7 protein-coding genes and 3 pseudogenes are annotated in these 12,387 nt (G+C 67.4%); 7 read left to right on the top strand and 3 right to left on the bottom strand.

The genetic code is table 11. The features are described from left to right. The 4 genes and pseudogenes from ACWD1Z_RS33680 to ACWD1Z_RS33695 form a co-directional block, all read left to right on the top strand. Nucleotides 1–240: pseudogene (locus tag ACWD1Z_RS33680) on the top strand (hypothetical protein); the annotation flags it as partial. A 74-nt stretch (nucleotides 241–314) separates the two neighbouring features. Further along, on the top strand, nucleotides 315–932 hold the full coding sequence (locus ACWD1Z_RS33685) for a hypothetical protein (RefSeq protein ID WP_451124093.1): 618 nt from the start codon (nucleotides 315–317) through the stop codon (nucleotides 930–932). A 321-nt stretch (nucleotides 933–1,253) separates the two neighbouring features. Then, nucleotides 1,254–1,508: pseudogene (locus ACWD1Z_RS33690) on the top strand (helix-turn-helix domain-containing protein); the annotation flags it as partial. A 229-nt stretch (nucleotides 1,509–1,737) separates the two neighbouring features. Then, nucleotides 1,738–2,268, top strand: coding sequence for a transposase (locus ACWD1Z_RS33695; protein WP_451124095.1), 531 nt, complete (start codon nucleotides 1,738–1,740; stop codon nucleotides 2,266–2,268). A gap of 93 nt (nucleotides 2,269–2,361) precedes the next feature. Here ACWD1Z_RS33695 and ACWD1Z_RS33700 read toward each other — a convergent pair whose 3' ends face one another. After that, nucleotides 2,362–3,132 carry a calcium-binding protein gene (locus tag ACWD1Z_RS33700; protein ID WP_451124097.1) on the bottom strand — a complete coding sequence of 257 codons (771 nt, stop codon included), beginning with the start codon at nucleotides 3,130–3,132 and terminating at the stop codon, nucleotides 2,362–2,364. 1,399 nt (nucleotides 3,133–4,531) lie between these two features. On the opposite strand from ACWD1Z_RS33700, the gene ACWD1Z_RS33705 reads away from it, so the two are divergent. Both ACWD1Z_RS33705 and ACWD1Z_RS33710 read left to right on the top strand, forming a co-directional pair. Beyond that, entirely contained in the window at nucleotides 4,532–5,137 is a 606-nt protein-coding gene (locus tag ACWD1Z_RS33705) for a lytic polysaccharide monooxygenase auxiliary activity family 9 protein (RefSeq protein ID WP_383421834.1), read from the top strand. Nucleotides 5,138–5,393: 256 nt separating this feature from the next. Then, a complete protein-coding gene (locus tag ACWD1Z_RS33710) occupies nucleotides 5,394–5,951 on the top strand; it encodes a helix-turn-helix domain-containing protein (protein WP_451124100.1) in 558 nt (185 codons plus the stop codon). Nucleotides 5,952–6,131: 180 nt separating this feature from the next. On the opposite strand, the gene ACWD1Z_RS33715 is transcribed toward ACWD1Z_RS33710, so the two are convergent. Then, on the bottom strand, nucleotides 6,132–8,438 hold the full coding sequence (locus ACWD1Z_RS33715; protein WP_451124102.1) for a rhamnogalacturonan lyase family protein: 2,307 nt from the start codon (nucleotides 8,436–8,438) through the stop codon (nucleotides 6,132–6,134). 534 nt (nucleotides 8,439–8,972) lie between these two features. Here ACWD1Z_RS33715 and ACWD1Z_RS33720 point away from each other — a divergent pair. After that, nucleotides 8,973–10,654, top strand: a pseudogene (locus tag ACWD1Z_RS33720) (ISAzo13 family transposase). A 111-nt stretch (nucleotides 10,655–10,765) separates the two neighbouring features. On the opposite strand, the gene ACWD1Z_RS33725 reads toward ACWD1Z_RS33720, so the two are convergent. Continuing rightward, nucleotides 10,766–12,385, bottom strand: a complete 1,620-nt coding sequence (locus ACWD1Z_RS33725; protein WP_451124104.1) for an ABC transporter substrate-binding protein — start codon at nucleotides 12,383–12,385, stop codon at nucleotides 10,766–10,768. Nucleotides 12,386–12,387: the final 2 nt, after the last annotated feature.

Below are 12,387 nucleotides of genomic sequence, written 5' to 3' on the forward strand. Positions count from 1 at the left end.
CCCGGACCTCGGCCATCTCACCAGGTGTCACACCATCACAACGACACCAACAGCCCAACAGACACGCCACTCACAAACGAAGCTGACCAAGCCCTACTAGCCCCCGCGCTGGAAGCCAGCGTCGGGCCCGACGTCCTGCTGGAGATCTCCGCCGCAGACCGTCCTGTTGTGGTGCGTTCCGCAGACCAGGGCAGCTTCACCACCCTGGTCATGCCGGTGGCCCTCAACACCTCCAGCTGACTCCGTCGCAACACCGCACCCCCCATCACCCCAAGGAGAACCGTGACCGCCCCCCAGAACGTCGTCGTGCAGCTGTGCGTGCAGGGCATGCAGGCCGAGACCGAAGGACGAGATGCCCAACCCGGGACCTGTTCCTCCAAGCCTGGGACGCAGCCTCGGACGACTACGACGCCTGCATCGCCGCGCACTACCTCGCCCGGCACCAGCCGACCCCGCAGGAGACCCTGCACTGGAACCAGGAATGCCTGAACCGGGCCGACAAGGTCGGCGACGACCGCGTCCGCGGCTTCTACGCCTCACTTCACGCCAACATGGCCCGAGCCCACCGGGACCTGGGCCAGATCGACAAGGCCCGCGAGCACTTCGAGGCCGCGGCCAAGCACATCGACGATGTCCCAGCCGGCCCCCACAACCAATGGCTCCGCTACCGCATCGCCGCAGGACTGCGCGCTACCGCCCTGTCCGCACAGCAGCGCGAGGACCCGCTCAGCGAACTCCTCACCCGGCTCTGCGCACGCACGGACCTCGAAGCCCTGAGTCTGCTGCTGCCTCCGTACATGGGCAACCTCGGCACCCCCGAGGACGGCGAGCGCATCACCACCGCCCTGCGCATGCTCCACGCCGAACGTCGGCTTCCCGACGATGAGCAGTCCGTCCTCAGCCGCGCGATCGAGGTCCGGTCCGCCGCGTGAGCACCTCCGATCCTCGGTGACACGCGAGACGCCCGCGTAGGCACCCGGCTGCCTGCCTCGGTGCTGACGGGCATTCAACGATCATGACGGGCCGCCGCCCTGAGGGCCGGCGGGCCGTCATACGTGCAGCCCCGCCTGCTCTTCCTGTCTCCTTCAAGATCCAATGGAGGGGAAGGAAGGGCGGGGAACAGTCGAAAACGCTTGGCCCCATCGGCCTGCCGCAGGCCCCAGGAGACAGGTACTTGCCCATACGCGCCGCCGTGGCGGTGGTGCTGACCGCCGCCGAGCGCCACCGGCTCAACAAGATGGTTTACGGCCAGGATCGCCGCCGAGACCCACCTGCACGTGGACACGGTCCGGACCTGGCGTGGCCGGTTCGCCCATGGTGGTCTACCAGCCCTAGCCGACCGCAAACGGTCTGGACGCCCTGCCCGGTTCACTCCTGTGCAGGTCGCTGAGGCCAAGGCGCTGGCCTGCCAACTCCCCGCCGAGAGCGGCATCCCGCTCTCCCGCTGGTCGTGTCCGGAGCTGGCAGCCGAGCAAACCGTCACCGCGACCGTCTCCGCATCCACGGTGCGCCGTTGGCTGCGCGAAGACGCGCTCAAGCCCTGGCAGGACCAGTCCTGGATCCTCATCACGGACCCCGACTTCCGGCCCAAGGCCCAGCGGGTCCTGGATCTGTACGCCCGCACCTTCGAGGGAGAGCTGCTGGGCGCGGACGAGTACGTCATCTCCGCCGATGAGAAGACCTCCGTCCAGGCCCGCTGTCGTTGCCATCCGACCTTGGCCCGGCCAAGCCAGAGCGATGCGCGTCAATCACACGTACAAGCGCGGCGGCGCGCTGGCCTACCTGGCCGCCTACGACGTCCACCAAGCAGAAGTCTTCGTCCGCTGCGAGCCGGCCACCGGGATCGTGCCGTTCATGAACCTGGTCGAGCAGGTCATGACCGCCGAGCCCTACGCCAGCGCGAAACGCGTGTTCTGGATCGTCGACAACGGCTCCTCACACCGCAGGAGGACATCCATCGACCGCCTGGCCGCCAGATTCCCGAACGCGATCATGGTCCACACCCCCGTCCACGCCTCCTGGCTAAACCAGATAGAGATCCTCTTCTCCATCGTGCAGCGCAAGGTCGTGGCACCCAACGACTTCACGAACCTCGACCAAGTACGCAACCGGCTCCGAACCTTCGAAGACCGCTACAACGCCACGGCACAGCCGTTCCAGTGGAAGTTCACCACTTCCGACCTGGACGATCTACTGGCCCGACTCGACCGACACCAACCCGGCCGACACGAAGAATGGGGACCCGCCGTCTGCGGCGTTCGCGGTTGACGCGGCTCGGGTGGCGGGTCGCCGACGGCGGTGGCTCGGCGCCCGCGACGCTGTTCGTGCCGCGGGCCAGGGCCTTCGGGCATGGAGGCGCACTTACGGGAGGACGATGTTGCGGCCGGGTCCGCCTTCGAGGGCGTCCTTTCCGGTGCCACCGCAGACGAGGTCGTCGCCGCCTTCGCCGTCCAGTGTGTCGTTGCCGGGGCCGCCGAGGACGATGTCGCGGCCGTCCCCGCCCATGGCGTGGTCGTCGCCGGGGCCGGCGTGCACGGTGTCGTCACCGCCGTAGCCCTCGATCATGTCGTCGCCCCGGCCGCCCCACATCTGCTGGTTGCTGCTGTCACCCATCAGATGGTCCATGCCGTCGCCGCCGTGCAGGGCGGCGGGTCCCATGACCATGTCGTTCCCCGCGCCGCCCAGCACCGTGCGTGCGGTGTGGGCGTGCAGTTCATCGTCGCCGGGGCCGCCGCTGACGGTGCCGATCCCGGAGGTGAAGGCGGCGATCGTGTCGTTGCCGTCGCCGAGGAAGACGTCGATCCTGTCGGGCCGGGGGCTGTCCGCGGGCAGTTCGCAGACGACGGAGGTGGTGTCCTCGGCTCTGGAGTACGCACAGTGGTCGCCCGGTTCGAGCGGGACCACGTCGCTGAAGCCGATCCGCCGGATCCCGTCGCTGGTGTACATGGAGAATATGTTGAGGTTGTTGGTCTGTCCTGCAGCGGCGGTGAAGACGATCGACTGAGTTGCCCAGTCGGCTCCGACGCGGGCCTTCGCCTCGGCGGCGATGGCGGCGGTTGCCGGGCCGACGGCGAGACCGGCGGTGAACAGGGTCACGGCGACCGCGCTGACGGTGGCTCGGTTTCGCTCCATGCGACCTCATCTCGGTGGAGTGACGGTGGACCGACCTGCTTGGCGTGGTGCTGCCGGGGACCGGGCGGACCCGGTCGTACAGGCAGTCTCCCCTGCTGGTCCGGATCCGCAAGACCACGAATTGACGCGGCGTCATGGTAAGCCGATGCCCCTCCGGATGTGATGTTTGGGCTTCTTTGGTCAGGCATGTTCCGGTGTCGCCATGGCAGGGTTCGCTAGCTCAATTCTGGCTCAGCAAAGGTGAGTTGGCCTGGAACAGTCGATGGTTGGGATGTCGGAGGAGCGGAAGGCGGCTGCCCGGGCGCGGGCGGAGGGGCTTCGCCCTACGGCGGAACGAATCACGGTCGGATTCGCCGAGGCGGAAGCGGTGTTGGAGCGTCGGATGATCGACCGGGAGGAGCTCGTCGAGGACCTGGCCGCTCCAGACGTGGCGGGAATGCCCGCTGCGGGTGCGCGGGGCGGTATCGGCGGTGGTCGAGGAGGCCCTTGGCGCGGGGGCTGTCGTGTCGCACTCGCACGAGGCGGCGACCGTGGAGATGCTTGTGGTGGACTACCGACAGATCGCCGAGCCGTTGGCCGCTACGCGGGTGAGGGCGGAGGGCTCGGCGGAGAAACCATCATCAGTGGGGAGAACTGGCGACGGCCGAGCCGCAGCCCATGCCGCCCGCTCACCGCGGGGCAGCCTTGTCCGGAACAGCCGTGTCAGCAAACGTGGAAGGGATCCGGGCGTGATCATCCAGGCCTCTTCTCCATGGCCTGGCTGACGGTCCACCGGGAAGTGTTCCGGCACCTGGCCCGCGAGCGTCTGGGGCCGCGGCGGCGGCCCAGGTGAGTTGGAGCGCGCCGAGGCTGATCTGCGTTGCTGGAGGCTTCCCTCGCTACGGCATCCATGCTCCAGTGCCGTGGGTTCAGATCCGAGGAGTACGCACGTTCCCGCTGCGCGCCATCGGCCGTGTTCCTTGCCCGATGCGCCACACAGTCACAGCTCCTACCAGGCAACTTGCCCCGGTCAGGCCGATTCGGGTGTGCGGGAAGCGCGCCATCGGGACCGGGGATCTTGTGAGTTGTGGAACCGGACAGCCCTCACGCCAGAACCCGGTCCCGTTGTCATGCTGCGAACGTCCCTCCGTGGCATCGCCCTGCACGCCAGTCCGGACCGCATCCTCGCTTTCCGGTCCCGGGAACGGTTCTGACTCCCGGCTCACGGCAGATTCCCTGCTCGCCGCCCATCCTTGCGATCAACTCCGTGTGTTTCATTGACATTTCACTTCGAAGACGTACCGTTGGGAGCGCTCCCATTACAGTCTTGCAACTGGAAGGAGTCCCCCACATGCGCAAACAGAGTCTGTTAACCGGGCGTTCGCGGTCGTCCCTCCGCCGGCCTCTCCAGGCGCTCGTCATGGTGTTCACCGTGGTTGTCGGCGCACTGACCTGGTCGGCCCCCGCCCAGGCTCACGGCACCGTCATCGGCCCCGCCACCCGCGCGTACCAGTGCTGGAAGACGTGGGGCAGCAACCACACGAACCCGGCCATGCAGACCCAGGACCCCATGTGCTGGCAGGCCTGGCAGGCCAACCCCGACACCATGTGGAACTGGATGAGCGCGCTCCGCGACGGCCTCGGTGGCCAGTTCCAGGCGCGGACCCCCGACGGGACGCTCTGCAGCAACAACCTCTCGAGGAACGCCAGCCTGAACAAGCCCGGGCCGTGGAAGACCACTACCGTCGGCAACAACTTCTCGATCCAGCTGTACGACCAGGCGTCCCACGGTGCCGACTACTTCAAGGTCTACGTGAGCAAGCAGGGCTTCGACCCCAAGACCCAGACCCTGGGCTGGGGCAACCTCGACTTCATCACGCAGACCGGCCGCTTCGCCCCGGCGCAGAACATCACGTTCCCTGTCCAGACCTCCGGCTACACCGGACACCACATCGTGTTCGTGATCTGGCAGGCCTCGCACCTCGACCAGGCCTACATGTGGTGCAGCGACGTGAACTTCGGCTGAGCCGGAGAGCGCCGCACACGGCACCGGCCTCTGCCGTGCGCCGGTAACCCGCCGCCCGGCCGACCGCGCTCCGTCGGGGCAGGGGACGCATTTGGTCCCCTGCCCCGACGGGGACTTCCTGCGCTCCTAGTGTGGTGCGCCGCAAATCGCGGGCTTAAGTCTGTAGCCTGTTTTCAAGCCTCGGGGTCCTCGTGCTGTCGAAGTGGTGCCGTCCGATGAGGAGCGCGCCGAGTTGCTGCGCTGAGCGGGCGGGGCAGTGGCGCCGCGTCTTGCCGAGCGGGCACGCATCGTCTTGGCATGCGCGGAGGGGAAGCCGAATACGCGTGTCGCGGCGGAGTTCAAGGTGACCGCGGAAACGGTGAGGAAGTGGCGCTCGCGGTTCGTTGACCAGCGGATGGGCGGGCTTGCGGATGAGCCGCGGCCGGGCCGGCGCAAGTTGGAGCTGGTGCTCAGCGATGACGAACGGGCTCAGCTGATGCGCTGGGCGAGGCGGGCGAAGACCGCGCAGTTCCTGGCCCTGCGGGCGAGGATCGTGCTGCGGTGCGCGGAGGGCGGGACGAACAAGCAGGTGGCGGCGGAGCTCGGGGTGCGCGAGCAGTCGGTGAGTCGCTGGCGGGCTCGGTTCGTCAAGCAGCGGCTGGACGGTCTGGTCGACGAGCCGCGGCCGGGGCGGCCGCCGTCTATCCTGCTCGACCAGGTCGAGGACGTCATCGCGGCGACGCTGGAATCGTCGGACACGGGCGCAGGCTGCCCAGGCTGGGCACTTTCGACAGGTTCCACGGTCTCCAACTCCACGGCGGTGTCAGTCACTTGACGTCTCTCACATGATCGTCGGATCCGCCGTTAGATTTACACTCCCGCGCGTCCTCCCGCCCCCACACGCAGACCGGGAGGCCGCTGACCACGCGACGTCCAGGGGAACTGCGTGTGCAGCGTCTTTGCTGGCCGGCCGGCCAGCAAAGACGCTCATGGGCGCGCGATTGAGTGAGACGGGTCAACGCAGGTAGATGTTGGGCTGGGGGGGTCGGGTCATGCCGGCGCCCAGGAAGTAGCTGGGGTGGGGAGGCTGGTTGTAGGCGGTGTTCTGCCAGGCCAGGGCAACCCGGTACTGGGCGTCATGGGCCAGGGTGTGGAGTTTGGTGGTGGTCGGGGTCGACGTGGCGTAGATGCGCAGGGCGTTGTTGCCGGAGTGACGCCAGATGACTTCTTCGCGCCAGTCGCCGAAGAGGTCGCCGGACAGGACGGGGGTGGATTTGGTGCCGTTGCTGGAGGCCACGCCGCTGCCGGTGAGCAGGCGGGTGTCGCCGCCGGTTCCGTACTTGTCGATCTGGGTGCCGTTGAGCAGTTCGCGCACGGGGTCGGCGTCCCACCAGGCGAGGAAGTTCGCCGAGGAGGGGTTGCGGCCGACGTTGGCGCCGGAGGCATTGCGCAGTTGCGTCATGTTCGGTCCCGCCCCCCAGAATTCGGCACCCGGGTTGCCGGGGTGGATGTCAGCGGCCACCCCGCGGCCGGGGCCTTCCTCGCCGCTGGTGGGGGTGCGGTGGATGACCGATCCGGTGGCGGCGTCGTGGAGGTCGGAGCCGGGCTGGCTGCCCGATTCGTGGATCGTGAACACCTCCAGGCCGGTGCGGGAGGGCACGAAGTCACCGACGTGCAGGGCATCGCCGTGGCCGTATCCAGTGGCGTACATCAGGGTGCCGTTGTCGTTGATGGTCGCGGAGCCGTAAATGATCTCCTGGCGGCCGTCGGCGTCGACATCGGCGATGGACAACTGGTGGTTGCCCTGCCCGGCTGCGCGGGAATTCCCCGAGGCGTTGGAGTCGAACGTCCAGCGGCGGGTGAACCGGCCGTCGCGGAAGTCCCAGGCCGCGACGACGGCACGAGTGTAGTAGCCGCGCGCCATGATCAGCGAGGGCCGCTGACCGTCGAAGTAGGCCGTGCCGGCCAGGAAGCGGTCCACCCGGTTGCCGTAGGAGTCGCCCCAGGAGGAGACGGTGCCGCGCGGCGGGTCGTAGTTCACCGTGTCCATCGCGGCGCCTGTGAGCCCGTTGAACATGGTCAGGTACTCCGGCCCGGCCAGGATGTAGCCGTCGCCGTTGCGGTGGTCCGTGCTCGCGTTGCCGATCACCGTGCCCTGCCCGTCGCGCGTGGCGTCGGCGGTCTTCGCGGCGACCTCGGCGCGTCCGTCGCCGTCGTAGTCGTAGACCTGGAACTGCGTGTAATGGGCGCCGGCCCGGATGTTGCGGCCCAGGTCGATGCGCCACAGCCGCTGGCCGTTGAGCCGGTAGGCGTCCAGGTAGACGTTCCCGGTGACTCCGGCCTGGGAGTTGTCCTTCGCGTTGGACGGATCCCACTTCACGATCAGCTCGTACTGCCCGTCGCCGTCTACATCACCCGGGCTGGCTTCCACCGGGGTGTAGCCGGAGCCGGGTACCTGCAGGGGGACATCGAGGTAGTTGCCTCCGGTGAAGCGCAGGGAGGTCTCCGAGGCAGCCTGCTCGACACCGCCGACCACGGCCCGGACCGTGTAGGCGACGTCCGACGCAGCGCCGTTGTCCAGGTAGTTGGTGGAACCGGTGATCGGCGAAGCGTTCACCTTGGCGCCGTTGCGGTAGACGTTGAACGCCGTGTCGTAGCCTTCGGTGCCCAGCAACCGCCAGGACACCAGGTTGCCCGAGCCGGACCGCACCGTCACCAGACCCCGGTTCAGGTCCTCCATCTGGAGCCCGCCACCGGGTGGCTCCGGTTGCGATCCGCCCTCGACCTTCACCAACTGCCACTGCTGGTTGGCGCTGTCGTTGTCGGTGTATTGGGAGATCCGGGCGCCGTCCGCGGTCGACCGCTCCCAGACGTCCAGAGCCTTACCGCTGTTGCGGTTGATCAACTGCACGAAGCCACTGTCGGCGTCGATCACACTGAACTGCTGATTTGCTCCGTCGTTGTCGGTGTACTGCTGGACGTTCGCGCCGTCCGCGGTGGACTTCCCCTCGATGTCCAGAACCTTGCCGCTGTGCCGGGCCTGAAGCTGGTAGTAGCCACTGCCAGCGTCGGCGAACTGGAACTGCTGGTGAGTCACCGAGCCTGGAGTGCGCTGGACCAGCACGGCCCCGTTGGCCGTGGATCCTTCATCGATCTCCATGGCCTTCCCAGAATGCCGGGAAACCAACTGGTAGTACGCCCCCGTGTCGATCACCGCGGCGCTCGCGCTGGTCGCCGGCAGACCGGCGAAAAGTGTGGTGAGCAGTGTCACGAGCGCCGCCCATAACACCGCTCGGAACCGGCGGGGCCTGGTCTTTTTCATGACTTGCTGGCTCCTTCTCCAGAGATCCACGGGTCAGGCCTGCGCACCGGTGCAGAGAAAGCGATTCGTTACACCGGTACTGCGGGCGACGCCGCGAAGACAGGTATTGGGAGCGCTCCCACGCGAATGCGGTACCCACCGTAGGGGGCGACCGCCAGCTCTACAACACAACCCTTCACTCCGAAACTTTCGGTCGGACACCAGTGCCCTTGACAGGCACCTTGCCGCCGTCCCGCCGGCAGCCGCGACGCCATTTCCGCCGCTGTCTGGCTGCTTTGACTCGTGATTCTCAGCAGTACTCTTGTGTGCTTCGTCGGCGATGTCGCGAGCCCGGGGTGGCAGTCGGCGGCTGGTCTGCTCGATCCGTACTCCTTGCGCGATCACCAGGTGCATCTGCTCGGTGGTGGCCATCCGGTACTGGAGCAGCACTGCCAGCGCCGGTCGGTCCCCCGTCATCGTGCCAACTCCCGTCTCCTGTAAGGGCTTGACGGGAAACAAGTCGTGGCTTTCAGCTGTGGGACTCGTTGTTCTGGTATGGGGAGACCGGAGGGGATCGAGGCCGTCCTGGCTGCGAAGTTCCAGGTGTTGTTGCCGCATCTGGACGAGCGTCAGCGTCGGCTGGCCATAGGGGCGGAAGCGCTGTCGCTAGGGCATGGTGGGATCAGGCTCGTCGCTGGCGCGGCCGGGGTTCGGGAGGGCACGGTCTCGCGCGGGGCGGCTGAACTGGACTCTGATCAAGCTCTGTTGGGGCGGGTTCGTCGTCCTGGCGGAAGCCGGAAGAAGGCCGTGGACCTTGATCCGGGGCTGCGGCCGGCGTTACTTGCGCTGGCCGAGCCCGACGAGCGGGGTGATCCGATGTCGCCACTGCGGTGGACGACGAAGTCGACCCGGAAGCTGGCAGCGGAGTTGACCCGGCAGGGCCACCGCGTCTCCGCCGACACGGTCGCCGGCCTGCTGCGGGAAGAAGGCTTCAGCCCGCAGGCCAACGCCAAGACCATCGAGGGTGCTCAGCACCCCGACAGAGACGCCCAGTTCCGCTACCTCAACGAGCAGGCACGAGACCACAGGGACGCCGGTGACCCGGTGATCAGCGTGGACACCAAGAAGAAGGAGCTGATCGGCGACTACAAGAACGCCGGGCGCGAATGGCGGCCGGCAGGGCAGCCCGTGCGGGTCAAGACGCACGACTTACCCGGCCAGGCCGAAAAAGCGATTCCGTACGGAATCTATGACATGGCGGCCAACACCGGCTGGGTCAGCATCGGCACCGTTCACGACACCGCGGCGTTCGCCGTCGCCTCGATCCGCCGCTGGTGGCAGGCGGTCGGTGGGCACGACTACCCCCGCGCCCGCCGACTGCTGATCACCGCCGACGGCGGGGGCTCCAACGGCTACCGCACCCGCGGCTGGAAGACCCAGCTCGCTGTCCTCGCTGCCGAGACCGGCCTTGAGATCACGGTGGGTCACCTGCCGCCCGGCACCTCGAAGTGGAACAAGATCGAGCACCGGCTGTTCTCCCACATCACTATGAACTGGCGCGGCAGACCCCTGACCAGCCATGAAGTCGTGCTCCAAACCATCGAAGCGACCACCAGCCGCACTGGCCTCACCGTCCATGCCGAACTCGACAGCGGTGAGTACCCCACCGGCATCCGCGTCAGCGACGACGAGATCGCCGCCCTGCCCATCACCCGCCACCGCTTCCACGGCGACTGGAACTACACCCTCCACCCCCAGCGTCCGACGGACCCGGCGACCACCAACAGCACACCGGACGAAGCCCTGGCGGACAGACCGACTCACCTCACGCGGCGTTCGCTCCAGAACCCCGAACTGACCGGGATGACCCGCCGCAGCTCAGCGAGCTCATCGACTCGTTGACTCCAGCGATGGAGGTTCAACGCGAGCAAGTGCTCCGCACACGTCGAGGTCACGAGCGCCTGGTGGCCCCTGGCGCAGATGCCAAAGCCAAGCTCACCTCAGCCGACCGGGTCCTGGTCACCGTGCTCCACCTGCGAAAACTCGCGACCATGGACCTGCTGGGCCAGCTCTTCAACACCACCGCCATGACCATCAGCCGCGCAGTGAAAGACGTCCGCCCGCTCCTCAAAGCCCATAGCGTTCATATCCCCTCCTCAACAGCCCGTTTCCGCACACCAGAAGACGTCGCCAGGTTCCTCGACCCCGACAAAACCAAGATCGAACCGACGTGTTGATTCCCGGCAAGCCCTCACTACCAACTACCGAGATCAGATGCTCTCTTACTCGGAGTGTCCCCGAGTTCCCCGGCCGGGGCCGCGTTTCCGGTGCGGTCCGCCGCGCACCGCTCAGCTCCCGCGTACCACGCAGTCCTCCGACTGCTTCCGCCCCAGGGGCCACGCCAGACCCACATACCCCAGTCGGCTCGAACCCGCCTTCTCGCCCGGCTGCAGCTTCACAACCGCCAAGGGCTTGTTGTATGGATTGCCCGCCGGGGTGAGGCAGATGCGGCCGCTGGTACCGTCGACGCGGTTCGTGGCCTGCATGGTGGCCCAGCGGTTGCCCACCTGCTCGAGGGTCGGAGCCTCCTTGCCGGGGAGCTTGGCACCGCGGATAGCCTCGACGGCGGTGCGTACGCCGTCGTGGACCATCATGGTGCGGGAGTCGGCCAGATCCAGGGGGCCGAAGTCGCCCGCCATGCGGGCTTTCTGCCGCAGCCTGGCGAGTTCGTTCAGCGGGTCGCGCAGGGAGCGAGGGGCCTTCGCGGCGTCCGGTCGGCGCCCGGTCCGCTTCTCCTCCGCGTCCTGCCAGGCCCGTATCTCGGTGTTCCAGGCGTCGGGGTGGGAAGGTGCCGCGTACTGCACGGTCATCGCCGGTTCTCCGGAGTCGTCCAGGAGCTGCGCCCAGTCGTCGTCGGACATCTTGTTCTTCAGCGATGCCGCGTCCGAGCCGGAGACCACCGTGAACCTCGTGTCGTCGCACTTGTCCTGGGCCAAGCGCTTGAGGAACAACCGCAGATGGGTGGACCGTCCTGCGAAGTAGACGGTGTCCGCGCCGGAGCTGCAGATCGTATCGACCATCGGGCGGAACTGGTTGTCGACGTCGCCCTTTTCGTCGATACCGGATGAGGTGAAGGTCATGGTGTCGGGTCCGGCCGGGCCCGTCTCTGTCTTCTCGAGTTCCTGAAAGGCACCGGCAAGGGAGCGGACGTACGGATCGCGCCTGGTGTCCCGCACGATCACCGTCTGCTCGTTCTTGCTGCTGCCGTTGAAGTACGCGAGCGCGCGGGCCTGCTCCTCGTTGGTGGGCAGGATCCGGGCCAGCCCCTGGTACTCGCGCTCGCCGCCCTCCTCGTTGGCGAGCGAGCCCGCTGACGCACGCGCCACCAGCACGGGCACGTTTTCGTCGGTGAGGCTGCGTATCGCCGCCTGGGTGGAGTCCAGGGACAGGTTGAAGCCGGTCACCGCGCGCAACCTGTGCTTCGAGTGGGACATCTGCACGAGGTCGGGCACCACCTTGTCCTGCTTCTTGTAGTCCTTGCCCGGGTTGGCGAGCACCAGCCGCACCTTGGGTGTGCCCTCTTCGCGGTTGGCTCGGTACTGCGCGAGATAGGCGCCCTGCAGCTCGCTGCGCAGCTGCTCCTTCTCGGCCTTCGATTGCGGCTGCAGCGGGAGCATCATCGCCACGGTCACGTACGACTCGCCGAGCCCGTCGTTCTCGGCCTTGATCCGGTCGGCGACCGGACCGATCTCCTTGACGCCCCAGTCGTAGCCGGAGCCGTTGACGCCGATGCACTCGTCGCCGGACTCGGTCACGCCGCTGGCGCAGGTCCTCGCCTTCTCCATGATCTGACGCAAGACGAGGTACCCACCGACGAGGACGGCAGCCACCACCGTGCAGGTGATGATCCGCTTCAGCAGCGTCTCCCCCGTCGTCTCATACAGCCAACTCCCGAAGGTCCGCGACATCC

Source organism: Streptomyces sp. NPDC002784, from assembly GCF_053592135.1.